This is a genomic window from Streptomyces javensis, assembly GCF_039525925.1.
GTDB classification, from domain to species: Bacteria; Actinomycetota; Actinomycetes; order Streptomycetales; family Streptomycetaceae; genus Streptomyces; species Streptomyces asiaticus.
The window spans coordinates 25,439-49,684 of record NZ_BAAAIF010000003.1 but is presented as its reverse complement, the minus strand read 5'-3'; the positions used below and the strand labels follow the sequence as shown (position 1 = coordinate 49,684).

The 24,246-nt window shown below is 71.5% G+C and carries 20 protein-coding genes and 1 pseudogene; 14 read left to right on the top strand and 7 right to left on the bottom strand.

The features are described from left to right. Positions 1-214 precede the first annotated feature (214 nt). The 3 genes from ABD329_RS04285 (at position 215) to ABD329_RS04275 (ending at position 4,792) form a co-directional block, all read left to right on the top strand. On the top strand, positions 215-2,467 hold the full coding sequence (locus tag ABD329_RS04285; RefSeq protein ID WP_344315974.1) for an RNA degradosome polyphosphate kinase: 2,253 nt from the start codon (positions 215-217) through the stop codon (positions 2,465-2,467). Positions 2,468-2,483: 16 nt separating this feature from the next. After that, a complete protein-coding gene (locus tag ABD329_RS04280; RefSeq protein ID WP_425574284.1) occupies positions 2,484-4,232 on the top strand; it encodes a CHAD domain-containing protein in 1,749 nt (582 codons plus the stop codon). A 74-nt stretch (positions 4,233-4,306) separates the two neighbouring features. Next, positions 4,307-4,792, top strand: a complete 486-nt coding sequence (locus tag ABD329_RS04275) for an NUDIX hydrolase (RefSeq protein WP_344315971.1) — start codon at positions 4,307-4,309, stop codon at positions 4,790-4,792. A 32-nt stretch (positions 4,793-4,824) separates the two neighbouring features. Here the strand turns inward: ABD329_RS04275 and ABD329_RS04270 are convergent, their stop codons facing one another. Next, the gene (locus ABD329_RS04270) at positions 4,825-5,850 is read right to left on the bottom strand and encodes an aldo/keto reductase (RefSeq protein ID WP_344315969.1); all 1,026 of its coding nucleotides are present in this window, start codon (positions 5,848-5,850) and stop codon (positions 4,825-4,827) included. 160 nt (positions 5,851-6,010) lie between these two features. Here ABD329_RS04270 and ABD329_RS04265 point away from each other — a divergent pair, with 160 nt between their 5' ends. Together ABD329_RS04265 and ABD329_RS04260 are read left to right on the top strand one after the other, a co-directional pair. Further along, complete coding sequence (locus ABD329_RS04265; RefSeq protein WP_344315968.1) at positions 6,011-6,859, top strand: helix-turn-helix transcriptional regulator; 849 nt, start codon at positions 6,011-6,013, stop codon at positions 6,857-6,859. 231 nt (positions 6,860-7,090) lie between these two features. After that, positions 7,091-8,599: an APC family permease gene (locus tag ABD329_RS04260; RefSeq protein WP_344315967.1), complete on the top strand. Its 1,509-nt coding sequence runs from the start codon at positions 7,091-7,093 to the stop codon at positions 8,597-8,599. Here the strand turns inward: ABD329_RS04260 and ABD329_RS04255 are convergent. Then, positions 8,562-9,374 (bottom strand): class I SAM-dependent methyltransferase, encoded by an 813-nt coding sequence (locus tag ABD329_RS04255; RefSeq protein ID WP_344315966.1) that lies wholly within the window; start codon positions 9,372-9,374, stop codon positions 8,562-8,564. The genes ABD329_RS04260 and ABD329_RS04255 overlap by 38 nt on opposite strands. 221 nt (positions 9,375-9,595) lie before the next feature. Between ABD329_RS04255 and mshA the strand changes: the two genes are divergently transcribed. From mshA to ABD329_RS04230, 5 genes are all read left to right on the top strand, one after another. After that, on the top strand, positions 9,596-10,957 hold the full coding sequence (mshA, locus tag ABD329_RS04250; protein WP_198280904.1) for a D-inositol-3-phosphate glycosyltransferase: 1,362 nt from the start codon (positions 9,596-9,598) through the stop codon (positions 10,955-10,957). Beyond that, positions 10,950-11,483, top strand: a complete 534-nt coding sequence (locus ABD329_RS04245; RefSeq protein WP_198280903.1) for a type III secretion system chaperone family protein — start codon at positions 10,950-10,952, stop codon at positions 11,481-11,483. Before mshA ends, ABD329_RS04245 begins: the two co-directional genes overlap by 8 nt. Positions 11,484-11,615: 132 nt before the next feature. Next, positions 11,616-13,343 (top strand): glycosyl hydrolase family 28-related protein, encoded by a 1,728-nt coding sequence (locus ABD329_RS04240; RefSeq protein WP_198280902.1) that lies wholly within the window; start codon positions 11,616-11,618, stop codon positions 13,341-13,343. Between the two features lie 41 nt (positions 13,344-13,384). Beyond that, positions 13,385-14,503, top strand: a complete 1,119-nt coding sequence (locus ABD329_RS04235) for an RNA polymerase sigma factor (protein WP_309142901.1) — start codon at positions 13,385-13,387, stop codon at positions 14,501-14,503. Beyond that, on the top strand, positions 14,500-16,608 hold the full coding sequence (locus ABD329_RS04230) for a M48 family metalloprotease (RefSeq protein ID WP_344315965.1): 2,109 nt from the start codon (positions 14,500-14,502) through the stop codon (positions 16,606-16,608). Before ABD329_RS04235 ends, ABD329_RS04230 begins: the two co-directional genes overlap by 4 nt. A 1-nt stretch (position 16,609) precedes the next feature. Here ABD329_RS04230 and ABD329_RS04225 read toward each other — a convergent pair whose 3' ends face one another. After that, positions 16,610-18,109: an MDR family MFS transporter gene (locus tag ABD329_RS04225; RefSeq protein WP_198278608.1), complete on the bottom strand. Its 1,500-nt coding sequence runs from the start codon at positions 18,107-18,109 to the stop codon at positions 16,610-16,612. A 191-nt stretch (positions 18,110-18,300) separates the two neighbouring features. Between ABD329_RS04225 and ABD329_RS04220 the strand changes: the two genes are divergently transcribed. After that, positions 18,301-19,062 (top strand): phosphoglyceromutase, encoded by a 762-nt coding sequence (locus tag ABD329_RS04220; protein ID WP_198278609.1) that lies wholly within the window; start codon positions 18,301-18,303, stop codon positions 19,060-19,062. An 862-nt stretch (positions 19,063-19,924) separates the two neighbouring features. Here the strand turns inward: ABD329_RS04220 and ABD329_RS04215 are convergent. Together ABD329_RS04215 and ABD329_RS04210 are read right to left on the bottom strand one after the other, a co-directional pair. Further along, a pseudogene (locus tag ABD329_RS04215) lies at positions 19,925-20,356 on the bottom strand (site-specific integrase); the annotation flags it as partial. A 352-nt stretch (positions 20,357-20,708) separates the two neighbouring features. Continuing rightward, entirely contained in the window at positions 20,709-21,404 is a 696-nt protein-coding gene (locus ABD329_RS04210) for an 8-oxoguanine DNA glycosylase OGG fold protein (protein ID WP_198278610.1), read from the bottom strand. A 173-nt stretch (positions 21,405-21,577) separates the two neighbouring features. On the opposite strand from ABD329_RS04210, the gene ABD329_RS04205 reads away from it, so the two are divergent. Continuing rightward, positions 21,578-22,123: a GIY-YIG nuclease family protein gene (locus ABD329_RS04205; RefSeq protein ID WP_198278611.1), complete on the top strand. Its 546-nt coding sequence runs from the start codon at positions 21,578-21,580 to the stop codon at positions 22,121-22,123. A gap of 30 nt (positions 22,124-22,153) precedes the next feature. Here ABD329_RS04205 and ABD329_RS04200 read toward each other — a convergent pair whose 3' ends face one another. Both ABD329_RS04200 and ABD329_RS04195 read right to left on the bottom strand, forming a co-directional pair. Continuing rightward, positions 22,154-22,936 carry a GntR family transcriptional regulator gene (locus ABD329_RS04200; protein WP_198278612.1) on the bottom strand — a complete coding sequence of 261 codons (783 nt, stop codon included), beginning with the start codon at positions 22,934-22,936 and terminating at the stop codon, positions 22,154-22,156. Beyond that, positions 22,933-23,475, bottom strand: coding sequence for a GntR family transcriptional regulator (locus ABD329_RS04195; protein WP_198278613.1), 543 nt, complete (start codon positions 23,473-23,475; stop codon positions 22,933-22,935). Before ABD329_RS04195 ends, ABD329_RS04200 begins: the two co-directional genes overlap by 4 nt. Positions 23,476-23,633: 158 nt before the next feature. Between ABD329_RS04195 and ABD329_RS04190 the strand changes: the two genes are divergently transcribed. Together ABD329_RS04190 and ABD329_RS04185 are read left to right on the top strand one after the other, a co-directional pair. Next, positions 23,634-24,038 carry an ATP-binding protein gene (locus ABD329_RS04190; protein WP_198278614.1) on the top strand — a complete coding sequence of 135 codons (405 nt, stop codon included), beginning with the start codon at positions 23,634-23,636 and terminating at the stop codon, positions 24,036-24,038. Further along, on the top strand, positions 24,035-24,208 hold the full coding sequence (locus ABD329_RS04185) for a hypothetical protein (protein WP_198278615.1): 174 nt from the start codon (positions 24,035-24,037) through the stop codon (positions 24,206-24,208). Before ABD329_RS04190 ends, ABD329_RS04185 begins: the two co-directional genes overlap by 4 nt. Positions 24,209-24,246: the final 38 nt, after the last annotated feature.

The window sequence follows — 24,246 nt, the reverse complement described above, 5'->3', positions numbered from 1 at the left end:
CAGGGGCCCTTGGGGGCGTGAAGAGGGCGGGACCCCTGGGGGATGGGTCCCGATTTCCTACGCGCCATGTGTCCGTTACCGGCGATTCAACCTTGGTTGCGAGCATCACTGAATGCAGCCCGCTGTGCCGAATTCGTCGAACCGGAGGCTCCGTGCCGTTTCCGCACCCGCTTCCGCCACGCCGTATTCACCTCCGGCGCGGAACAATGAGTTCATGAGCCACACAAGCGGTCAGGCATCGGTTTCCCCGCAGCCCCAGCCCAACCACCAGCCTTCGGTCGGGTCCATCGCGGCCCACCGGCCGCATGCTGTCGCCGCACCGGTGCGGTCGCTCGACCCCGATCTCGACGCCGACCTGGACTCGTACGAGGAGGGCACCGGGCCCGGCACGGAGGGCGGGGAGCTGCCGCAGGGGCGGTTCCTGGACCGGGAGCGCAGCTGGCTCGCGTTCAACGAGCGGGTGCTCGAGCTGGCCGAGGACCCGTCCACCCCGCTGCTGGAGCGGGCCAACTTCCTGGCGATCTTCGCCAGCAATCTGGACGAGTTCTTCATGGTGCGGGTCGCCGGCCTCAAGCGGCGCATCGCCACCGGGGTCGCCACCCGCTCGGCCTCCGGGCTCCAGCCGCGCGAGGTGCTGGAGCTGATCTGGAACCGGTCCCGTGAGCTCATGGCCCGGCATGCCGCCTGCTACCAGCAGGACGTCGCCCCCGCGCTCGCGGAGGAGGGCATCCATCTGGTCCGCTGGCCGGATCTCACCGAGAAGGAGCAGTCCCGCCTCTTCACCCTCTTCCGGCAGCAGATCTTCCCCGTGCTGACCCCGCTCGCCGTGGACCCGGCACACCCCTTCCCGTATATCTCGGGGCTGTCGCTCAATCTCGCGGTCGTGGTGCGCAACCCCGTCAGCGGACATGATCACTTCGCACGTGTGAAGGTTCCGCCGTCGCTCTCCCGGTTCCTGGAGGCGTCGCCGCAGCGGTACGTACCGCTCGAGGACGTGATCGCGGCGCATTTGGAGGCGCTCTTCCCGGGGATGGAGGTGCTCGCGCACCACATGTTCCGGGTCACCCGCAACGAGGACCTCGAGGTCGAGGAGGACGACGCCGAGAACCTCCTCCAGGCCCTGGAGAAGGAGCTGCTGCGCCGCCGCTTCGGGCCCCCGGTGCGGCTGGAGGTCGAGGAGTCCATCGACCCGTACGTACTGGACCTGCTGGTGCGCGAGCTGAAGATCTCGGACGCGGAGGTCTATCCGCTGCCCGGGCCGCTCGACCTCACCGGCCTGTTCGGCATAGCCGCGCTGGACCGGCCGGAGCTGAAGTACCCCAAGTTCGTGGCGGGCACCCACCGGGACCTCGCCGAGGTGGAGTCCGCCTCCCCGCCCGACATCTTCGCGGCGCTGCGCGAGCGGGACGTCCTCCTCCACCACCCGTACGACTCCTTCTCCACCTCCGTGCAGGCGTTCCTGGAGCAGGCGGCCGCCGATCCGGACGTCCTGGCGATCAAGCAGACGCTGTACCGCACCTCCGGCAAGTCGCCGATCGTCGACGCGCTCATAGACGCCGCCGAGTCCGGCAAGCAGGTGCTGGTGCTGGTCGAGATCAAGGCCCGCTTCGACGAGCACGCCAACATCAAGTGGGCGCGCAAGCTGGAGGAGGCCGGCTGCCACGTGGTCTACGGGCTGCTGGGCCTGAAGACCCACTGCAAGCTGTCGCTGGTGGTCCGCCAGGAGGGCGAAACCCTCACCCGCTACTCGCACGTGGGCACCGGCAACTACCACCCCAAGACCGCCCGGCTGTACGAGGACCTGGGGCTGCTGACGGCGAACTCCCAGGTCGGCGCGGACCTCTCCGACCTCTTCAACCGGCTGAGCGGCTACTCCCGGCGGGAGAACTACCGGCGGCTGCTGGTCGCCCCCAAGTCGCTGCGCGGCGGGCTGATCACCCGGATCAACAAGGAGATCACCCACCATCGGGCGGGGCGACCGGCCTACGTCAAGATCAAGGTCAACTCGATGGTCGACGAGGCCGTCGTCGACGCCCTCTACCGGGCCTCGCAGGCCGGGGTGCCGGTCGATGTGTGGGTGCGCGGGATCTGTGCGCTGCGGCCGGGCGTCCCCGGGCTCTCGGAGAACATACGGGTCCGCTCGATCCTCGGACGCTTCCTGGAGCATTCGCGCGTGTTCGCGTTCGGGAACGGCGGCGAGCCGGAGGTGTGGATCGGCAGCGCCGACATGATGCACCGCAATCTCGACCGCCGGATCGAGGCGCTGGTGCGGGTCACCGACACCGGTCACCGCGCCGCCCTCAACCGCCTGCTGGAGACCGGGATGGCCGACTCCACCTCCTCCTGGCACCTGGGCCCGGACGGCGAGTGGACCCGGCACGCCACGGACGCGGACGGCCAGCCGCTGCGGAACGTTCAGGAGATGCTCATCGACGCCCGGAGGCGACGGCGTGGTTCAACGACATGACCTGCCGCCGGCCGGGATGACGGGCGCCGTGGACCCGGCCGCCGACCCGTCCTGCCCGGGGACCGACGGCGACGGCGTGACGGACCGGGCGGCACCCTCCGCGGCTGCGGCACCTTCCGCGGCTTCGGGGGCCTCTGCGGCTTCGGGGGCCTCCGCGGCTTCGGGGGCCTCGGGAACGCCTTCGGGAGCGCCCGGGTGGGAGTCGGCGACGGCCGGGGAGGTGCTGTCGGCGTATTTGCACGCCCAGGCCGGGGACTTCCTGCGCAGTCTGCGGCTGCACCGCGAGAGCGGCTCCGACGTCCAGGAGGCGGCCGAGGCCGCCCGGCTGCTGCGCCGCGCCGCGCGGCGGATCAGCGGCGCGCTCTACGTCTACCGCCCGCTCACCGACACGACCTGGTCCGATGAGCTGCGGACCGAACTGGCCTGGCTGTCCGGCACGCTGGCGCGGGAGCACGCCTACGCGGAGCGGCTGGACCGGCTGCGCGGCGCCCTGCACCGGCTCTCGGGCGCGGGCGGCCCCTCGGACCGGTCACCGCAGGGCGAGGGGACGGCCGCCGAGACTGCGAGCCCGGGTGAGCGGCCCTCCGACAGCCAGCCGGTGAACGCGGCGCATGCCACCACCGCCGCGCGCACCGCGCGCGGCGGGGTCACGCTCGCGGTCGACGGCGCGGGGGGCCCGCCCGGCACCGCGGGCCCGATTCCCCGCTCCACCCGTGCCTCCCGCCGCAGCGTCTCGCTGGCCGCCGGAGGCGGGGCCGCGGACCCCGTCGGGGGGCAGGGTCCGCGGCCCGGTCCGGCCGACGCGGCCGGCGGCACCGAGGGCGCGGCCGGAACGACCAGGGACCGGGACCGAGACCGAGACCGGGACCGAGACCGGGAACGGGACGAGAGCCGGGCGGCCGGACGGCGCCGCGGTGAGCGCGGCGACAAGAGCGGCCGGGGCGCCAAGGGCGACAAGGGCGAGCGGTCCGGTCAGCCGGGCGCGACCCACCAGCGGGCCGGTGCCGAGGAGGAGGCCCGCGGCGGGGCGCTGACCGTGGGCGCGGCCCGCGCCGGAGCGCTGCTGGAACGCCAGCTCACGCTGGCCCGGACCCGGGCCCACACCGCCGCCCTGGAGGCGCTCGGCTCCTCCCGCTTCCACGCGGTCGCCGACACCGTCGCCCTGCTCGCCTCCGACGTCCCGCTCGACGAGGCCAACGCCGCCCGTCCCGCCGGGCAGGTGCTGCCGCCGCTCGCCGAGCTGGCGAACCGGCGGCTGGCCGAGGCGGTGGAGGCGCTGCCGCTGGTCCGCGCCGGACATCCGTACAACGCGGAGGCGCTGGTGCACGGCCTGGCGGCGACCCCGGCCGCGGACGCCCCGCCCGCCAGCGAGCGCCAGGACGCCCCCTGGCACCAGGTGCGCCATCTGCTGCGGCTGCGGCGGTACGCGCTGGAGGTGCTCGACCAGGCGTGGCACCAGCCGGACGAGTCGAGCGGACCGAACGGCTCCGGTCCTGGTGGTTCCGGTCCTGGCGGCTCCGGCCCCGTGGACGCCGAGCCGCCGCTGTCGGTGCGGCTGCTGGCCGCCGGACAGGCGCTCGAGCGCCACCGCGACGCGGCCGAGGCCGCCGCCGCTGCGGCGGCAGCCGCCCGTACGCCCCGGATCGCCCCGGCGACGGCGTACGCGCTCGGGGTGCTCCACGCCGATCAGCGGCATGAGGTCGAGGCGGCCCGGTTCGCGTTCGGCAGGATCTGGCGGCGCGTGTCCGCCGCCAGATCCTCCTGACGGGTCCTACGCCCCGTACAGGCGGTGGACGACGCACGACAGACACAACAGAACCGGGGAGGGAGAGACGGCGGATGAACCGGCGGAATTCCCGTGACGACGGGCTGGTCGGAACGGACACAGGCACGACTACCGGAACGGATGGCACCGGGACGGTCCTGGCGGCGGGCTGTGTGCTGTGGCGACGGTCCCCGCGCGGCGGCGGGCTCGAGATCGCCCTCGTCCACCGCCCCCGCTACGACGACTGGTCCCATCCCAAGGGCAAGCTGAAGCACGGCGAGGAAGCGCTGCACGGCGCGGTGCGCGAGGTCGCCGAGGAGACCGGCATGGGCTGCGCCCCGGGAGAAGCGCTGCCCACCCTCCACTACATGGCCAAGGGCCGCCCCAAACAGGTCCGCTACTGGGCGGCGGAGGCGATCGACCACGACGAGACCTTCGTGCCCAACCGCGAGGTCGACCGCCTGCTCTGGCTGCCCCCGGACGCGGCCCGCCGCCGCCTCACCTACGACCACGACCGCACCCTCATCGACGCGCTGCCGCACGCTCTGCGGTCGTCCTGAACCGATCTCGGCGTCCGCCCGGCGGCAGCCGGTCAGCGGCGGCGCAGGCTCTTGTCCGCGAGCGCCGGCGGCACGTAGTAGCTGTCCGCCCGGTTGAGGTCGGTGCCCGGCGGGACGATCTCGTCGATCCGGTCCAGGACGTCCTCGCTCAGCTCCACCTCGGACCCGACGAGCAGATCCTCCAGCTGCTCCATGGTGCGCGGGCCGATGATCACCGAGGTGATGGCCGGATGCGCCCGTACGAAGGCGATGGCCATGTGCGGCAGCGAGAGCCCGGCGTCGGACGCCAGCTCGGCCAGCGCGCCGACCGCCTCCAGCTTGCGCGCGTTGTCGGGCAGCGACGGGTCGAACTTGTGCTTCTCCACGGCCGCCCGGCCGCCCGAGAGATCGACATCGGACGCCTTGGTGTAGCGGCCGGTGAGCCAGCCCGCGGAGAGCGGGCCCCAGCTCAGCACGCCCATCCCGTACTTCCGGGCGGTCGGCAGCACCGCCGCCTCCACGCCGCGCGCCAGGATCGAGTACGGCGGCTGCTCGCTGCGGAACCGTACGTGGCCGCGCCGGTCGGAGACCCACTGGGCTTCCACGATCTGCTCGGCCGGGAAGGTGGAGGAGCCGACGGCGCGCACCTTGCCCGCCCTGACCAGGTCGGACAGGACCGACAGCGTCTCGTCGACGTCCGTCGTCGGGTCCGGCCGGTGGATCTGGTAGAGGTCGATGTGATCCGTGCCCAGACGGCGCAGGCTGTTCTCGACCTCCTGGGTGATCCAGCGCCGTGAGTTGCCGCCTTCGTTGGGGTCGTCGCCCATCGGGAAGTGGGCCTTGGTCGCGAGGACGATGTCGTCGCGGCGGCCCTTGAGGGCCTTGCCGACGATCTCCTCGGACTCGCCCGCGGAGTAGACGTCGGCGGTGTCGACGAAGTTGATGCCCGCGTCGAGGGCGCGGTGGATGATCCGTACCGAGTCCTCGTGATCGGGGTTGCCCAGGGCGCCGAACATCATCGCGCCCAGGGCGTACTCGCTCACCGAGATGCCGGTACCGCCCAGGATCCTGCGCTTCATGGCAGCTGCCTTCCTTTGCCTTCCGTGGCCTTTGCCTTCCATGGCGTCCTGCGCCCTCAGCCTCGGCCCCGGGCGGATACGTCACCAGGCCCGGCTCAACCTGGGTCTGGCAGAACCACCTGTCCGGCCCAGAATCCGGCGTTGCCCGGATAATGGAGCGATGGGCCATTCCGAACCGGAGATCAAGGGGTTTCTCACGTCGCGCCGCGCCGCGCTCGACCCGGCCGAGCTGGGGCTGCCGGAGGGGGTCGCCCGGCGCCGGGTGCGCGGTCTGCGCCGTGAGGAGGTCGCCCAGCGGGCCGGGATCAGCGTCGACTACTACACCCGTATCGAGCAGGGCCGGGCCCCGGCCGTCTCGGACTCGGTGGTCGACGGACTGGCGCGGGCGCTGCGGCTGACCCCGTCCGAGCACACCTATCTGCGCAACATCACCCTGCCCCGGCGGCGCGCCGGGGAGCCCGACCCCGATCCGCGGCCGCGGGTGCGGCCGGAGATCCAGCAGCTGCTGAACGCGATGGACGGCACCGTCCCGGCCTATGTCTACGGACCGGCGATGGACGTCCTGGCCTGGAACACCCTCGGCACCCGGCTCGGCATCGACTACGCCGCGATCCCCGAGGAGCGGCGCAACGGCCCGCTGCTGGTCTTCCTCGACCCCCGGATGCGGGAGATCCATCCGAACTGGGCCGAGGTCGCCGATGACACGGTGGCCGGGCTGCGCGCGGAGACCGGACGCCACCCGGGCAGTTCGCGGGTGTGCCGGGTGACCCATGAGCTGCTGGAGCGGAGCGAGGAGTTCCGGCGGCGCTGGGAGGCGCAGGCGGTGCAGGAGCGGACGCGGGGCGTCAAGCGGTTCCGCCATCCGGAGGCGGGGGAGCTGGTGCTGCGGTTCGAGGCGTTCACGCTGCCCGCGGATCCGGGGCAGATGCTGTGCACGTACACGGCCGACGAGGGGTCGGCGACGGCGGAGGCGCTGAGGGTGCTGGCGGGCGCGGCGGCGGTGGCCTGAGTCCGGCCCGGGGAGTGGTGCGCGCGAGGAGCGGTGCCCTGACGGCCGCTCAGGTCACTGACGGCCGCTGAGGGCCACGGACGGCCGCTGAGGGCCACGGACGGCCGCTGACGGCCCGGGACGCGCTCCGTTTTTGCCGCGGCCCACCTCCTTGACGCGACTGGAAACTTTCCTTACTTTCATTTCCTCCCACGGTGGCGCCAGTGGCGCGAGAGGGCAATGGAGGTCCGGATGTCCGGCACCGAGGGCGGATTCGTCCGCCGTATCGGCCTGTTCCAGTCGACCGCCATCAACATGAGCCAGATGTGCGGCATCGGCCCGTTCGTCACCATCCCCCTCATGGTCGCCGCCTTCGGTGGACCACAGGCGGTCATCGGCTTCGTCGCGGGCGCGGTGCTCGCGCTCGCCGACGGGCTGATCTGGGCCGAGCTGGGCGCCTCGCTGCCCGGGGCCGGCGGCAGCTATGTGTATCTGCGCCAGGCGTTCCAGTACCGCAGCGGCAAGTTGATGCCGTTCCTGTTCGTCTGGACGGCGATGCTGTTCATCCCGCTGATCATGTCCACGGGTGTGGTCGGTCTGGTGCAGTATCTGGGCTATCTGTGGCCGGATATGACACAGACCCAGGGCGATCTGGTCGGTCTCGGCGTCATCGTCCTCGTCATCGGGCTGCTGTGGCGGGGCGTCGAGCACATCGCCCGGATCACGGCCGTCATGTGGTGCGTGATGATCGCGTCCGTGGTCCTGGTCATCGTGGCGGCCTTCAGCCACTTCGACGCGGGGCAGGCGTTCACCTATCCGGACCACGCCTTCGAGTTGACCAGCGGTCACTTCTGGACCGGGTTCGCCGCGGGCCTGACCATCGGCATCTACGACTACCTCGGCTACAACACCGCCGCGTACATGGGCGCCGAGATCAAGGACCCCGGCCGCACCCTGCCGCGGGCGATCGTCACCTCGATCGCCGGGATCATGGGGATCTACCTGCTGCTCCAGATCGGCACCCTCGGCGTCGTCGACTGGCACGAGATGACCGACCCCGACTCGGTGGCCGCCCAGTCCGTTGCCTCGGCGGTGCTCGAGGAGACCTGGGGGAAGGGCGCGGCCGACGTCGTCACCGTGCTCATCCTCATCACGGCCTTCGCGTCCGTCTTCGCCGGGCTGCTGGGCGGCTCCCGGGTGCCGTACGACGCCGCCCGCGACCGGGTCTTCTTCCGGCCGTTCGGCACGCTCCACCCGCGCCACCGCTTCCCCGTGCTGGGCCTGGCCACGATGGGCGTCGTGACGGCGGTCGGCTTCCTGATCGGCCGCCACACCGATCTGGCCACGCTCATCCAGCTGCTGACCACGGTCATGGTGATCGTGCAGGCCCTGGCGCAGGTCGTCGCCGTCACGGTGCTGCGCCGCCGCCAGCCCGGTCTGCGGCGGCCGTACCGGATGTGGCTCTATCCGCTGCCGAGCGCGGTGGCGCTGGTGGGCTGGCTGGTGATCTACGGCTACGCGGACAAGAACTCCCCCGGTCGGCACCCCATCGAATGGTCGCTCGCCTGGGTCGCGGCGGGGTGTGTGGCGTTCGTGCTGTGGGCGCGGGTGGAGAAGGTGTGGCCGTTCGGCCCGAAGGAGATCAGCGAGGAGTACGCGGCGGGGGCCGACCCCGATACGGAAGGCGGCACCCTGGGCACGGGGGACCGCCCGGACGGCGCCGTCAGCCCCGGGGCGCCACCGCCTCCCACCGCACCGTGACCTCGCCCTGACGCCAGCGCCGCGGCCCGTCGGTGAGCGGCCAGCCCCCGGCGCGCAGCGTCCTCGCGCTGCGTATCCAGCGCTGACGCGCGCTGAGCGGCGCGTACGGGGCGGCGGCCGCCCAGGCGCGGTCGAAGTCGCGCAGGAAGGTGTGCACCGGCTCGCCCGGCACATTGCGGTGGATCAGCGCCTTGGGGAGCCGTTCGGCCAGGTCGGAGGGGCGTTCCAGGGATCCGAGACGGGCCGCGAAGGTCACGGTGCGCGGGCCCGACGCGTCCAGCGCGACCCATACGTGCCGCCGCCCGATCTCGTCGCAGGTGCCCTCCACCAGCAGTCCGCCGGGGGCCAGCCGGGCGCAGAGCCGCCGCCACACGGCGGCGACCTCGCCCTCCTCGTACTGCCGCAGCACATTGGCCGCCCGGATGAGCGCCGGGCGGGCCCCGCCGGGCAGCGGCACCTCGAAGCCGCCGTGCGCGAAGGTGAGCCCCTCGCGCTCGTACGGCCGGGCGGCCAGCACGCGTCCGGGGTCGATCTCGACCCCGACGACACGGGCCCCGGCCCGTACGGTCCGCAGCCGGTCCAGCAGCTCGACGGCGGTCCACGGGGCCGCCCCGTAGCCCAGGTCCACCGCCACCGGCGCCTCCGCGGCCCGCCGCAGCGCGGGCCCGTGCGCCGCCGCGATCCACCGGTCCATCCGGCGCAACCGGTTGGGGTTGGTGGTCCCGCGGGTCGCCGAACCGATCGGGCGGGACGGCGGGGGAACGCGGGCGGGCATGGCGCTGAGCCTATGCCGGGGCGGAGGCCGAGCCCGTGCCGGGGCGGGCCCTGGGCCCGTGGCGGGGCGGGCGCCGAGCCGATGGGGAACCCCTGCCGGGGCGGACGGGGAGTGGCCGTCGGACATCGGAACGTCACGCTTTGGCAAAGCGGAAATGGGAACCATACGTTCCGGTGTTGACGCCCTCGAGGGAGCCCGCCCCGGCAAGGAGGTAACGCGCGGTGAGCCAGCACGCGTCCCGGCTCGGCGGCCTGCGAGGCCGGTCCCACATACCGTTCGGCGCCCCGTCCCACCAGCGGCTTCGCCGCATTCCACGGCGGCCGCGGCGGATCGCGATGCTCAGCGTGCACACCTCGCCGCTGCATCAGCCCGGCACCGGCGACGCCGGTGGGATGAACGTCTACATCGTGGAGCTGGCCAGACGGCTGGCCGCCATCGACATCGAGGTGGAGATCTTCACCCGGGCCACCACCGCCGCGCTGCCCCCGGCCGTCGAGCTCGCCCCCGGCGTGCTCGTCAGGCATGTGGACGCCGGGCCCTACGAGGGCCTCGCCAAGGAGGACCTCCCGGCGCAGCTGTGCGCGTTCACCCACGGCGTCATGCAGGCGTGGGCCGGGCACCGGCCGGGCCACTACGACCTCGTCCACTCCCACTACTGGCTCTCCGGCCATGTCGGCTGGCTGGCCGCCGAGCGCTGGGGAGTGCCGCTGGTGCACGCCATGCACACCATGGCCAAGGTCAAGAACGCCGCGCTGGCGGCGGGCGACACCCCCGAGCCCGCGGCCCGCGTCATCGGCGAGCAGCAGATCGTCCGCGCCGCCGACCGGCTGATCGCCAACACCGCCGAGGAGGCGGAGGAGCTGGTGCGCCACTACGAGGCGGCGCGCGAGCTGGTGGCGGTCGTCCACCCAGGGGTGAACCTCGACCGCTTCCGGCCCGCCGACGGCAGGGCCGCCGCCCGGGCCCGGCTGGGGCTCCCGGCCGACGCGCTGATACCCCTCTTCGCCGGGCGCATACAGCCGCTGAAGGCCCCCGACATCCTGCTGCACGCCGTCGCCCACCTCCTGGAGGAGGACCCCTCGCTGCGCGAGCGCATGGTCGTGCCCGTGGTCGGCGGCCCCAGCGGCAGCGGCCTGGCCAAGCCCGAGGGGCTGCACAAGCTGGCGGCGCGGCTGGGGATCTGCGATGTGGTGCGGTTCCGGCCGCCCTGTGCGCAGGACGAGCTCGCGGACTGGTACCGGGCGGCGTCCGTGCTGGTCATGCCGTCGTACAGCGAGTCGTTCGGGCTGGTGGCCATCGAGGCCCAGGCATGCGGCACCCCGGTCGTGGCGGCCTCGGTGGGCGGCCTTCCGGTGGCCGTACGGGACGGGGTCAGCGGCACGCTGATCGACGGCCACGACCCCGCCGACTACGCCCGCGCCCTGCGCCCCTTCGCCCAGGACCCGGGGCGGGCGGACCGGATGGGCGCGGCGGCGGCCGGGCACGCCCAGGACTTCGGGTGGGACACGGCCGCCGCGGCCACGGCGGAGGTGTACACGGAGGCGATGCGCGAGCGGCGTCGCCTACGATCGGCCCATGGCTGACCCCAAGGCTGACACCGCCCCCGAGGCCGCCCTCGAGACCGGCCCCCGGGCCGTCATCGAGCGGACGCTGAACGACGCCGAACTGGAGTGGGAGAGCCCGGAGGACGGCACCTACGTCATCACGCTCCCGGGCACCCGCAAGCTGTCGACCACCTGCTCGCTGCGGGTCGGCCGGCACTCCCTCTCGGTCAACGCCTTCGTCGTCCGCCACCCGGATGAGAACCACGAGGCGGTCCACCGCTGGTTGCTGGAGCGCAACACCCGGCTGTACGGGGTGAGTTACGCGATCGACCAGCTCGGCGACATCTATCTGGTGGGCAAGCTGCCGCTGGCGGCCGTCACCCCGGAGGAGGTGGACCGGCTGCTCGGCACGGTGCTGGAGAACGCGGACGGCAGCTTCAACACACTGCTGGAGATGGGGTTCGCCACGGCCATTCGCAAGGAGTACGCATGGCGAACCGCACGGGGCGAATCGACGCGGAATCTTGAGGCGTTCAGCAATCTGACTCGCGATACGGCGAAGTGAACGACCGGGCCCCGTGACCTACGTCGTCGGTCCATCCTGACGCGACCCCTTCCGCGCGCCCCTGCCCCATGGCATTCTCACGCCGTCTCTCACCTGAACTGCGTTCACATCCATGGAAGGCGGCGCTGGCTCATGGGCACGGAGATCGACAGAAGGCGGTTGCTCGGCGGTGCGATGGGACTGGCGGCGGGCGCCACGCTCCTGGGGGCGGGCGCCCCGCTCCTGACCGCCACGGACGCGGCGGCGGCCGCCGCACCGGGTGTGCCGGGCGGGGCCCGTGCGTCCGGCGGGACGGGCACGTCCGCCCTCTGGCGTGAGTTCCGCGCCCACCCGTACACCCACCCCCAGATCCCCTACGTCGGCCGCGCCGGCTACCTCGGTGGCCGTACGGGCTTCCCCCGCCTGCCCGTCGTCGCGGACGTCCGCGCCTTCGGCGCCCGGCCCGACGGCTCCGCGGACGCCGCCCCCGCGATCAACCGCGCCATCGCCGCCGCCGGTCGGCGTGGTGGCGGCACGGTGCTGGTGCCGCCCGGGACATACCGGGTGGACGACGTGATCCGCCTCGGCTACGACAACGTCGTACTGCGCGGCGCGGGCAGCGGCCGCACCACCCTCCACGCGACCCGCGACCTCACCGAGCTGATCGGCCCGTACGGCAGCCGCTACGGCGGCAACAAGTCGTCCTGGTCCTGGGCCGGCGGGCTCATCTGGATCTGCCCGGACGCCCGCTGGCGCTCCCTCACCGACGCGATCCGGGCCCAGGACTGGCCGTTCGAGGGCTGGACCGGCAACCGGCGCGACGAGTGGCACACCCTCACCGACTTCGCCGCCCCCGCCCGCCGCGGCGACTGGACGGTGACCGTCGAGGACCCGTCCGCCCTGCGCCGCGGCGACCGCGTGCTGCTCCAACTCACCGACGACGACGCCCACTCGCTGCTGGCCCATATGGCCGGCGATGTCGAGGGCGCCGCAGACTACGTCTGGACCGACAAGACCAAGCTCACCTCGTACGTCCCCTATGAGTGGCCGTGCCGCGTCGTAGCCGTCGACCGGCGCCGCCGCCGGGTGACCCTCGACCGCCCGCTGCCGCTCGACGCCCGGCCCGCCTGGAAGCCCCGGTTCACCACGCTGGTACGGCCGGTCACCGGCTCCGGGGTCGAGGGCATCACCCTCGACGTCGTCGAGACCCCGCAGTCGCAGCATCTGCTGGACAAGGGGTACAACGGCGTCGCGCTTCAGTGCGCATGGGACTGCTGGGTGGACGACGTGACCGTCAACAACGTCGACAACGGCTTCCTGCTCGTCGCCGCCAAGGCGTGCACCCTGCGCCGCACCCGGGTGACGGGCCGCGGCAGCCATCATCCTTACTGCTGCCGCGAGGGCTCGCACGACAACCTCGTGGAGGACTTCGTCCTGGCCCAGCGGACCGTTCCGGCCCCGGCGGGGACACAGCTGCACGGCATCAATGTGGAGGGGCTGTCCAGCTACAACGTCTGGTCGCGCGGCCGGATGGAGATGGGCACCTTCGACACCCACCGCGGGATGCCCTTCGCCAACGTCCGTACGGAGATCACCGTGGACAACACGGGGGCGCACGGCGGCGACGCGAGCGCCGGTCCGCTCTACGGTGCGCGGTTCGCCCACTGGAACGTCACGGTCACCAATCAGCGGGCCGGATGCGTCAGGATCGACGACATCGCGCCGTACAGCGCGACGGTCGGGATCAGCGAGGTGCGGCAGTTCGGCCAGATCGACGTCCCTGACTTCACCGGTCCGCTCCACTCCCGTATCGAGTCCTACGGTCACCCGGAGGCGGTCCACCCCCGCAACCTGTACGAGGCGCAGCGCGCACTTCGCTGACGTATCCCCCGGAACATCGTGAGGAACGCGGTGGGCTCACGGTGGCAACGGTTGTGACGGTGGGGGTTGGCAACTGCTCGTCCGGGAGCGTGCATAAGGCTGGTTTAGCTCGATCGTGTGATGGTCGTCTTCCGGTCTTGCGGTGCCACGGGCGGGTCGGGTTAGCGTGGCTGTGCGATCTGGGACGCCGGGTGCGGTGCCAGCGTGCGGGGCCCCTGCTCCACCAGAGAGATGGTTCAGGGCCTCCCCGTCGCCTCTGGCCGTACCCACATGGCCAGGTCGTGAGGGACTCCGCCCACCCGGCTCGGACCACGGACGCGATCCGTGTCGCCGCCCGGGACGCGAAAGCGGACGACCAGTACGCCCAAAACCGTTCGGGGCGTGCCAGTGAGCGGACTCACTCCCGCCCACTGCCCAGGAACGGTGCTACGGCTGATGGGGGACGTCATCCGCCGGCTGGCGGTGCGCTCGGGCGAACGGCTCCGGGCGCGCACGCTGGCCGAGTTGGTGAACAGAATGGAGCCGGGCGCGCGTACATCGAGGCGATGCGCCGCTGGCCCGAGGTCAGGGCGTGCGCCTCGCCCGAGGCATGGGTGACCACCACCATGCGGCGCAAGCTCTCGCGGGACGGGCGGCGCTGGTGGTTCCGCTGGAAGCCGGCCGAGATGAGCGTCCCGGCCGCGACGACCGCGAGCGTGGAGGAGACCGCCGAGGCGCTGGCCGCCCTGCGCGCCCTCGGCACCCTGCCACCGCGTCAGCGCCAGGTGGTCGTGATGCACTCGCTCGAGGGCATGAGCTACCAGGCGATCTCGGCCGAGCTGGGCACCTCCGTGGGCAGCGTCGGCAGCAACCTCCACAAGGCCCGCGCCCGGCTGAGCCTGCTGCTGGACGTCTCCCCCGAGCTCGGCCGCGCGACCGAGCGCCTCCTGACCCGTACCCCGAAGGACCCGCTGAGCGTGGCCCTGTACGGGGCCGCGGAGTGGCTGTCGGCCGGGTTCAGGGGCGAGGGCCGGGCGTTGCGGGGCGGAGTCGACGGCCACGGCGGAGTCGACGGCCACGGTGGAGTCGACGGCCACGGCGGCGCCCGTGGCGATGCCCCGAAGATCGCCCCGAAGATCGCCCCGAACCGCGCCAGCGACGGCATCCGGGGGCGTCGATGATCGCCACCGCCCGCGCGCTCCTCGCCCTCGCCCTGCTCGCCGTCTTCTACGCACTGGTCGCGGCCATGGTGCTGCTCTGGGCGGCCTTCCTCGTGGCCGCCTTATGGACCGCGGGAACGCCGGAGGCCACGACGCCGCCCACCACGGTCGTCACCGCCTGCGCCGCGTTCGCCCCCATCGTCTTCGGCATGGTGTGGGCGGTGATCCGCACCGCCCGCCCGGCCGCCCCGCGCGAGGACGCGGTGCCGGTGACCCGGCGCGGGGCGCCCGAGTTATGGCGCACGGTCGAGGAACTGGCCCTCGACGTCGGCACCCGGCCGCCCGGCCACATCAAGCTGACCGCCGAGGTCAACGCCTCCGTCACCGAGGACGCACCGCTCCTCGGCCTCGCCCCCGGCCGACGCGTCCTCTACCTGGGACTACCCCTGCTGGCCGGACTCTCGCCCGCCGAACTGCGCGCCGTCCTCGCCCATGAGCTGGGCCACTTCTCCGGCCGCCACAGCCGCTTCGGCGCGGTCGCCCACCGGGGCGCGGCGGGCCTGGTCGCCGCCCGGCAGGCGATCCAGGACGCGTCGGCCGCGAACGACCTGGTGCGGCTGTACGCGGGCGTACCGCTGCTGCTGCTCGGCCTCTACACCCACGTCTTCCGCTGGCTCACCCGCCCGGTCCGGCGGCGGCAGGAGCTGGAGGCCGATCGTGAGGCGGCGCGGGTGGCCGGTCCGGGTGCCGTCGCCGACGCGCTGTGCTCCACGGCGGCGCTGGAAGCGGCGTGGCAGGAGTTCCTCGTGGACTTCCTCGCCCCGATGCGCCGAGCGACGGGCCGGATCCCCGACGATCCGTTCCGCGCCTTCGCCCATATGGCCGAGGCGCCAGAACTGCGGGAGCCGATGGCCGCGTCGCGCGCCCGAGCCGTGGAGCGGCCCGCCGACCCGGACGACGCGCATCCGGCCCTGGCCGTCCGGCTGGAACGGCTGTCGCGCCTGCCCGCGCGGGAGCCAGGAGCCGAACCCTCCCCGGAACCTCTCTCCGTACAGCCGCGGTACGCGGTCGCGCTGGGCCGCGTCCTGCTGTCCGGCCGGGACGCGGGGGCGAGGGTGCCCTGGCGGGACTGGCTCACCGAGCTGGCGGAGCACCGCGCGACACGGATCCTGACCCCGCTGGCGGAGGCGGTACGGGGGGTGGAGGAGACGGAGGGGATGGGTCGGCCGAAGGCGGAGCCGGAGCCGGACGGGGAGCCGGAGCCGGACGGGGAGCCGGAGCCGGACGGGGAGCCGGAGCCGGACGGGGAGCCGGAGCCGGACGGGGAGCCGGAGAGGCTGACAATCCACCGAGTGCTGCGGCTGCTGGACGGCGGCCGCCGCATGCCACTGGCCCGCGCGCTGAACGCCGGCCTGCTCAACGCCGGGCTGCCCGAGGGCGGGCTGCTCAACGCCGGGCTGCCCGAGGGGGAGCGAACGCCCCGTGGCGATCACCCCGAACAGGACCCGCTCGCCCCCCTGGCCGAGCTGGCCGTACTGATCGGGGCGCAGCTGGTCGCGCGGGGGACGGCGTACTGGGCCATGAACTGGACCGGCCCCAGCATCCTCGTACCGCCCGACGGCATCGCCCCCGAGACCATCCGCACCTGGGCCGACACCGCCGTACGACTCCCCGGCCAGACCCAGCGGCTCGGGCTGCACCTGGCGGCCCTGGGCGTGGACGAACGCGCACCGCTCCCCACCACCGGCAGGACAGGGGGTACGGCGGACGGGCCGGCGCCGGGGGAGAAGGCGCGACGGATCAGCATCGCACCCGGCGTCACCGGCCCCGCGCGCCAACGCATCACCGCCGTACGGGCGCTGGCGCTCACCGTGATGTTGGGGCTGACGGGGCTGACGTTCGTCCTATGGGCGAACCGGGACGAGCCGAGCTACCCAGGGACCCCGGTGACCCGCTGGAACGACCGCTACCAGCCGGGCGGCGGCACGGCCCCGGGGCCGACTCCGTTCCCGACGTACCAGCGGCCCACCTTCCCGACCTGGCCGACGCCCCCGGCGTACCACCTGCCCTCGGGCTCGGTGCCGAGCGTCCACATCGAGCCGGTCATCCCGAGACCGACCCCCTGAACTACGAGGAGCCCGCCCCGACCGCAGGCACTCCGGCACCGGCACCGGAGGCGGCGCCGGCGCCCCCAGCCGGATCCGAAGCCGCAGCGGAAGGTGAACCCGCGACCGAGACCGCACCCGCAGCCGAGATGGAACCCGAACCCGCGACCGAGACCGCACCCGCAGCCGAGACGGAACCCGAACCCGCGACCGACACCGCACCCGCAGCCGAGACGGAACCCGAACCCGCAGCCGAGACCGCACCCGCAGCCGCACCCACTCCACCCCCGACCTCCCCGGCCGCAGGCCGGTCCCGCAGGGCGCGTCCCAGCGCCACGTACCCCCCGGCCGCCACGAGGCCCACCACGGCGCTGGCCGCCCACAGGGCATCCGCGCCGAAGCGGTCCATGACGGCGCCGCCCGCGAGCGGGGCGATGAGCGAGGCGAGGGACCACGACAGGGTGTACATCCCCTGGTAGCGGCCGCGCCCATGGGTCGGGGAGAGCCGGGCGACCAGACCCATCTGCGTGGGGGAGTTGATGATCTCGCCGACCGTCCAGACCATCACGGCCAGCGCGTACGTCCCGACCGACCCGGCGAAGGCGGTCAGCCCGAACCCGGCGCCGGTCAGCAGCGCGGACGCCATCAGCAGCGGCGCCGGCTCGCGATGCTCGAGGAACCGCGTCACCGGGATCTGCACGGCCACGATCAGTACGCCGTTCATCGCGATCGCGACGCCGAAGTCCGTACTGGACAGCCCGTCCGCCCCCATCGCCACGGGCAGCGCCACGAACGCCTGCTGGATGAGGGTCGCGACCAGGAACGACAGCGCGACCACGGCCATGAACCGCCGGTCCCGCAGCACCGCGCCCAACCCGACCTCGCGCTCCGGCTCCGCCGCCGGCGAGCCCACCGAACGGTCCCGCTCAGGCCGGGACTCCGGAACCTTCCCGAAGACGATGACCGCGCACAGCAGGGTCATCCCGGCGTCCGCCAGGAAGAGCGTGAGATAGCCATGGCGCGCGATCAGCCCGGCGGCGGCCGCGGAGACGGCGAAGCCGAGGTTGATGGCCCAGTAGTTGAGCGCGAAGGCCCGTACCCGGTCCCCGGGCGCGACGATGTCGGCGATCATCGCCTGCACGGCGGGCCGTGACGCGTTGCTGGTCATGCCCACGAGACAGGCCACGACGGCGATGGCGACCGGGTTCTGGACGAAGCCCAGCACGGCGACGGTGACCGCGGTCGACAGCTGCGAGACCAGCAGCGTGGGCCGCCGCCCCAGCCGGTCGGTCAGCACCCCGGCGACGACCGCGGCCACGGCCCCGCCCAGCCCGTGCAGCGCACCGACCAGCCCGGCGAACATCGCCGAATAACCACGATCCACGGTCAGGTACATGGCAAGAAAGGTGGCCACGAACCCGCCCAGCCGATTGACCAGCGTGGAGGTCCACAGCCACCAGAACTCCCGGGGCAACCCCGAGACACTCTCCTTCGCGGCCTGCCTCAGTCGGACGACGGACACGGACGACTCCCCCCAGTCAAAGCCACAGCCCTGTGAATGCGGCAGCCGGTAAGCCGCACACTCCATGAGCGGCGCAGCATGTAAGTGGCACAACCAGCATCCGCAACTTACCGATACCGCCCCCGCCCCGCCAGTCAATTGATGGGGTCCGTCAACCGAGCCCCTCAGACCGGTCCAGTAGGCTCGACCACATGGCCGACGCACCGTACAAGCTGATCCTCCTCCGCCACGGCGAGAGCGAGTGGAACGCGAAGAACCTGTTCACCGGCTGGGTGGACGTCAACCTGAACGAGAAGGGCGAGAAGGAGGCCGTCCGCGGCGGTGAGCTGCTGAAGGACGCCGGCCTGCTCCCCGACGTGGTCCACACCTCGCTCCAGAAGCGCGCGATCCGCACGGCCCAGCTGGCGCTGGAGTCCGCCGACCGCCACTGGATCCCCGTCCACCGCTCGTGGCGCCTGAACGAGCGCCACTACGGCGCCCTCCAGGGCAAGGACAAGGCGCAGACCCTCGCCGAGTTCGGCGAGGAGCAGTTCATGCTGTGGCGCCGCTCCTACGACACCCCGCCGCCCCCCCTGGACCGCGACGCCGAGTACTCCCAGTTCGCGGACCCGCGCTACGCGACCCTCCCACCGGAGCTGCGCCCGCGGACGGAGTGCCTCAAGGACGTCGTCGTCCGCATGCTCCCGTACTGGTTCGACGGCATCGTCCCGGACCTCCTCACCGGCCGCACCGTCCTGGTCGCCGCCCACGGCAATTCCCTCCGCGCCCTGGTCAAGCACCTGGACGGCATCTCCGACGCCGACATCGCGGGCCTGAACATCCCCACGGGCATCCCGCTCTCCTACGAACTGGATGCCGACTTCAAGCCGATCACCCCGGGCGGCACCTACCTCGACCCGGACGCCGCGAAGGCCGCCATCGAGGCAGTGAAGAACCAGGGCAAGAAGAAGTAGCCCGAGCTGAAGAGGCCCCCTACCTGCGGTTTTGCTGCGAGTGGGGGGCTCTTCTATGCGCTTGGGCCGTGTCTGGGCCGTCAGGCCTTGGAGCGTCGATACCAGCGAACCTGGACGCTGAAGATCACCAAGAACGCTACTGGGAGGGCGAGCTCCCACGGGACGTGAGCCCGCAATGCCAGGGCCCCTCCACTGGAGCCGATGAGGGGCTCGCGCAAGGTGATGTGGATGGCTAAGCCTGGGCGTGAGAGCATGGGTGTCCTCCGTTTGGTGCAGCTGATCTAATACATCGATGGAGACTGGGCCGCTCCCGTGCCGGGGGGCGGCCCGAATTCATGCCGAGCGGCAAGAATTCGACCCCGACCATATGCGCATGGCGAGTCCCATCGCAAATCCGCGACTTGGGTGGCTCTCGGGGCATCGCGAGCGGGCGTTGCATATTCATGTTTCGCCGTGTACTTCGATTGCCGTTACAGGCGTGCGCATACTTCTTAGGGTGCGCGGAAAGCGCTGGTTCCTGAGGTGCTCCTTGCATCTGCCCGCCCGGCCGACCAGGTGCCCGCCAGGCCGCCCGCCCGGCCGCCCGGCCGGGACCCTGGGGCTCAGACTGAATCACGGTTCGTAGGGGATTCACGGATGGTGATTCCAATGTTGGAGTCGATGAGGCCGCGAAACATGAACTAGCCAGCCTGGGTGAAAGTTCACGGATGATGATTGCAAATTTTGGCGCCGACGAATTGGTGAAGCAGGAAATTTTCGTGCTGGCAGGATGGATTCACGGATGGTGATTCCAATGTTGGAGCCGATGAAATGGTTACACCGAACTTTCCTCGCCGGGTGCAATGTTCATAGGGATCCTGAATCACACGAAGACGGCGGCCACGACCTTACGAGTGCGCTCCTGGCTGGACGGCATCAGGTGCGCGTACACGCGCAGCGTCAGGCCCGGGTCCGAGTGCCCCAGGTACTCGGCGAGAGCTTTGATGTTCTCCCCGGCGTCCAGGAGCACCGACGCGTAGAAGTGCCACAGCACGTGCATGCCGTTCTCGTGGGACTCCGCGTACGGCTGACCTCGCTCGGGCACCGGGATGACCCCTGCCATGGCCAGCGCCCGTTTCCACGGCTCCTCGTTGAGCGACGTACGCCAGACGTGCCCACCACGCGGCCCAGTGATGATCAGTCGTTTGGTCATCGGGGGACCGTCGATCGCCTTCCACGGCAAGGTGATCTCGACCGGCGGGAACCGCTTCATGTGCTCCCGGAGCGCGTCGGCGACCGCTCTGGGCAGCGGTACCGTCCCGGAGTTTGCAGTCCCGCATGGTCAGGACACCCGCGGGGTTGAAGCGCAGATGCCGACCGACCCGGAAGTCGTGCGGCTCGATGCTTGCGACGCCGCTGGTAGTCGTTTCAGTGCTGGGCAGGGGCGAACTCCGGCGGTGCCGCCCCGACTGCTACCTTGCCCCGCCTGAACAGCGCGAAAGGCCGGCCGGTCGCTTTACAGCCGCGGAGTACGGCAATCGGTTCGACCGCGACCGGTTGTTGGCCAAGGGCCTGGTTGCCCATGGGGCCGTTCGAGACCACTCATCTGTGGCCAAAGTTGACCACTAGCGCCACGCCTGGTGGCGATCGGCGAGGCGCTGGCGCTTTCAGCCGGACGGTGATGCGCAAGGGCAGGGCCCGTCCAGGTGGCCGTTCAGGTGGAAGAGCAGCCACTCAAGCCGGTCGGCTGTGACTCCCAGGGACGAGGCCCAGCCGTGCATGGTGCTGACGTAGGTGGTGTAACGGGTCGGCCAATGACGCGTGCCGGCCGCCTGCCAGCTGAACCACTCAAGGGCATTCAGTGAGTGAAAGACCCGAGCATCCAGGATCAGGGCCCGGTCACACCCGGTGTCGTGGTCGTCGACGGCCGCGAACCACTTCGTGAAGAAGGAGCGCCCCACCCCGTTGAGGACGAACTGCCCGTAGGCGCCGCTCAGGTCGCTGCTTCGGACCGACTGGCGCGTGGTCCAGAGGACAGCAGGCAGGCGGGTGTCGGACAAGGCAGCCTCGGTGTACCGCGGGCCGCGTCCGTTCGTGGTGCCCGAGCCCCAGATCATGACGGCCACGAACAGGTCGCGTAGACCGTCAGGATCGTCGCCAACGCGGTCACGGAGGTCGAGCAGGTCGCCCCGGCTGATGAGGCGGTCACCACTCCGCCCGCTCGCACATTCAACGCCGACATCGAGTACGTGTGCCGCCCCGCGCGGCTCCAGCCGTGGGCGCCACGTGCTGGGGCGGAAGCGCACTGGCTCCTGCTTGCAATCGCGACAGCGGTCAACGAGCTTCTGAAGCTGCTCCATCATGTTCTCTCCCCCCGGGCCACGGCGACGGCGTCGGCGTGACGTGCGCCATAGCGTATGGGAGGAAATGCCAGGAGGGCACGCTTATCTACGATCCCGGATGTATCAGGTCAGAGCAGTCTGTCGGTGCCGAGCAATAGCCTGTGACTGTCAGCCGTGGTCCGCCTGGAGGTTTCGTGGAAGCTACCGCTCTCACCAGCCCCGACCGGTTGTGGTCGGCGCAGGAGGTCCTGACGCGTCCAAGCCCCGTCCCGGCGGCCGCGGGAGTCTACGGGTGGTACTTCGAGCAGCCGCCCCACCCGGACTTGAACGCCCGACACCTGCTCTACGTCGGCATAGCGCCGCGGTACATGGCGAACCGCACCAGCACCCAGAACCTGCGCAAGCGGGTGCGGTACCACTACCGGGGCAACGCGGCCGGCTCGACGCTGCGGCTCACGCTCGGTTGCCTGCTCGGGCTTGAGCTGCGCCTCGTGGGCAGCGGTAAGCGGATGACCTTCGGCAAGGTCGGCGAGGCCATCCTGAGCGAGTGGATGGCGGACAACGCCCGAGTGTGCTGGATCGAGCAGGAGGAGCCATGGACCTTGGAGGCACAGCTCATCTCCCGACTCGACCTACCGCTGAACCTCGACCAGAACGGCCACAACGCATTCCACGGGCGTCTGAAGGAGCTGCGGGCCCAAGCACGTCAGCGGGCACGGGAGTTGCCCGTCAGCGTGTAGGCCTACCGGCCGGGCACCCTCAGGAGGCGGTCAGGAAGGAGTGAACTCGTACTGCAACTCGTAGAGATGCCCGGCCTTGGCCATCACCGTGGCTTCGATGGGGCGCTCGCCGTCGCTGTAGACGACGCGCAGCGTCCGCAGGACCGGAAGGTTTCCCGGCAGGCCGAGCACCGTGTACTGCTCCTGTGTCGGTACGCGCGCGGAGACCTTGTCGATGCTGAGGCGGGGCGGGTGGCCCAGCTCCGCGAGGAGGGCCGGGGTGCCGCCCTTGATCTTGCGGCGGTCCATCATCGCCGTCCCGCGAGCCAGCTCCAGCGGGTAGTACGACTTCACCAGCTCCACCGGCTCATCGTCCAGGAGCAGCACCTGCGCTCGCAGCAGCGCCGTGCCGTTCTCCGGTAGCCGCAGTGCCTCGGCGACGTCGGCGGGTGGGCGGATCTCGGTGACGTCGAGGAGCCGGCTGCTGCCGCGAGCCTGGTGGCCCGCCGCGGCCTCGCTGATCCATCGGTACGGCTCTCCGGGCGCGGCCGGGGCCATGTACGAGGCGGGGCGCATGGTGCGCTGCCGGTGTTCGCGTACGGTGACGGCCGCTCCGGCGCGGCCGACCGCCAGCCCTTCGTCCTTCAGAAGTTGCAGGGCCTTCTGCACGGTCGCGTTCGAGGCGGTGAAGCGCTCCTTGAGCTGGGCGGTCGAGGGAAGCCTGGCGCCGGGAGGAAGGTCGCCGGACATGATCTCGTCGCGTAGGTCGGCGGCGATCCGTTCGTGCAGCGACCGCCGGTCGACTGCGTCCTGTTCGGCCTTCGGCACGGTCATCCCATCCTGAGTTCGTAGCGCAGGCGCTGGCGTTGGGCGGGCATGGTGATCAGGTCGGCCTGGAGGGGGCGTTCGTTCCCGTCGAGTACGACCCGCTCCAGGCACAGCACCGGCTCCTCCGCGCCGGTCCGCAGTAGCTCCCGCTGCTGCGCGTCCGGCATGCGCGCCGTAACGTCCTCGCGCACCCGGTGCCCCACATGCCCCAGCTCGGCGAGCAGCGCCACCGCTCCTCCTCGGATCTTCGCGGTGCCCGCGAGGCCGGTGCCTGCGGCGATATGTGCCGGGTAGTACGAGTCGGTGAGCTCGCACGGTTGCTCGTCGAGATACATGATCCGACGCCGTACGACGACCGTGTCCCCGTTCTCGAGCCTCAGAAGGCGGGCCACGACAGCCGGAGCGGGAACCTCCCCGGCATGCAGGATGCGCTGTGTCCCACGCCTGCCGTGCGCTGCCGCTTCCTCACCCCATGCGTCGCCCTGGCCGCCCTCAACGGGCCGCAGATAGGGCATCGAGGAACTGATCCACGCATCGCTGACCACTGAGCCCCTCCTCAAGCGTGATCGACACTCGCCGACCTTGCCGCTTTACACAGTAAGCGACCCCTTGGCCATCATCCCCAGAGAGTACCTCGCTGCCTTTCGTGAATAGCGATAAGGTGATGTCGCTCTCACACCCAGCTCTGAGGCGGTGACTCGCCATGCCCCTGATGCGGCAGCGGTTCTTCACGCGACGCAAGCCATCCATTCGCGCAACGCGCCACTTCGTCACCGGCACGCTCTCCGAGTGGGGGTATGTCGACCGCCTGGAGGAGATCCAGTTATGCGTATCGGAGATCGCCACCAATGCCCTCCTGCACGGTGTCCCGCCGGGCCGGCTGTTCCGGGTGCGGATCGAAGCAGCCGAGGAGGAGGTACGCATCGAAGTGCGCGACTCCGGCCCCGGGCGACCGGCCGCCCAATCCCCGCGCACGGACAGCGAGAACGGCCGCGGACTGCTACTCGTAGGCGAACTCGCGGACGCTTGGGGCGACATCGAGCACACGGTCGGCAAGACGGTCTGGTTCACCGTCAAGGCAACGCAAGCCCAGGGACGCGCCCAATGACGGCCCACCCCGAGATCAACGGCGGCTCGGATCCCGACCGGCTCCACCGTGACGAGATCACCGTGACGATGAACTGGGTCATCCGCACCTGTCAAGGACGTCGGTGCGGGCCGACTCGATCAGGTCCTCCGGTCACCGAGGCAGCGAAGAACCAGGGCAAGAAGGAGTAACGCACCGCGAACGAGCCCGAAAGCCGCGCCTGGCCCCG

Coding starts and splice junctions, on each gene's coding strand:
- ABD329_RS04285 (WP_344315974.1), top strand. CDS start 215: ATGAGCCACACAAGCGGTCAGGCATCGGTTTCCCCGCAGCCCCAGCCC.
- ABD329_RS04280 (WP_425574284.1), top strand. CDS start 2,484: ATGACGGGCGCCGTGGACCCGGCCGCCGACCCGTCCTGCCCGGGGACC.
- ABD329_RS04275 (WP_344315971.1), top strand. CDS start 4,307: ATGAACCGGCGGAATTCCCGTGACGACGGGCTGGTCGGAACGGACACA.
- ABD329_RS04270 (WP_344315969.1), bottom strand. CDS start 5,850: ATGAAGCGCAGGATCCTGGGCGGTACCGGCATCTCGGTGAGCGAGTAC.
- ABD329_RS04265 (WP_344315968.1), top strand. CDS start 6,011: ATGGGCCATTCCGAACCGGAGATCAAGGGGTTTCTCACGTCGCGCCGC.
- ABD329_RS04260 (WP_344315967.1), top strand. CDS start 7,091: ATGTCCGGCACCGAGGGCGGATTCGTCCGCCGTATCGGCCTGTTCCAG.
- ABD329_RS04255 (WP_344315966.1), bottom strand. CDS start 9,374: ATGCCCGCCCGCGTTCCCCCGCCGTCCCGCCCGATCGGTTCGGCGACC.
- ABD329_RS04245 (WP_198280903.1), top strand. CDS start 10,950: ATGGCTGACCCCAAGGCTGACACCGCCCCCGAGGCCGCCCTCGAGACC.
- ABD329_RS04240 (WP_198280902.1), top strand. CDS start 11,616: ATGGGCACGGAGATCGACAGAAGGCGGTTGCTCGGCGGTGCGATGGGA.
- ABD329_RS04230 (WP_344315965.1), top strand. CDS start 14,500: ATGATCGCCACCGCCCGCGCGCTCCTCGCCCTCGCCCTGCTCGCCGTC.
- ABD329_RS04220 (WP_198278609.1), top strand. CDS start 18,301: ATGGCCGACGCACCGTACAAGCTGATCCTCCTCCGCCACGGCGAGAGC.
- ABD329_RS04210 (WP_198278610.1), bottom strand. CDS start 21,404: ATGATGGAGCAGCTTCAGAAGCTCGTTGACCGCTGTCGCGATTGCAAG.
- ABD329_RS04200 (WP_198278612.1), bottom strand. CDS start 22,936: ATGACCGTGCCGAAGGCCGAACAGGACGCAGTCGACCGGCGGTCGCTG.
- ABD329_RS04190 (WP_198278614.1), top strand. CDS start 23,634: ATGCCCCTGATGCGGCAGCGGTTCTTCACGCGACGCAAGCCATCCATT.
- ABD329_RS04185 (WP_198278615.1), top strand. CDS start 24,035: ATGACGGCCCACCCCGAGATCAACGGCGGCTCGGATCCCGACCGGCTC.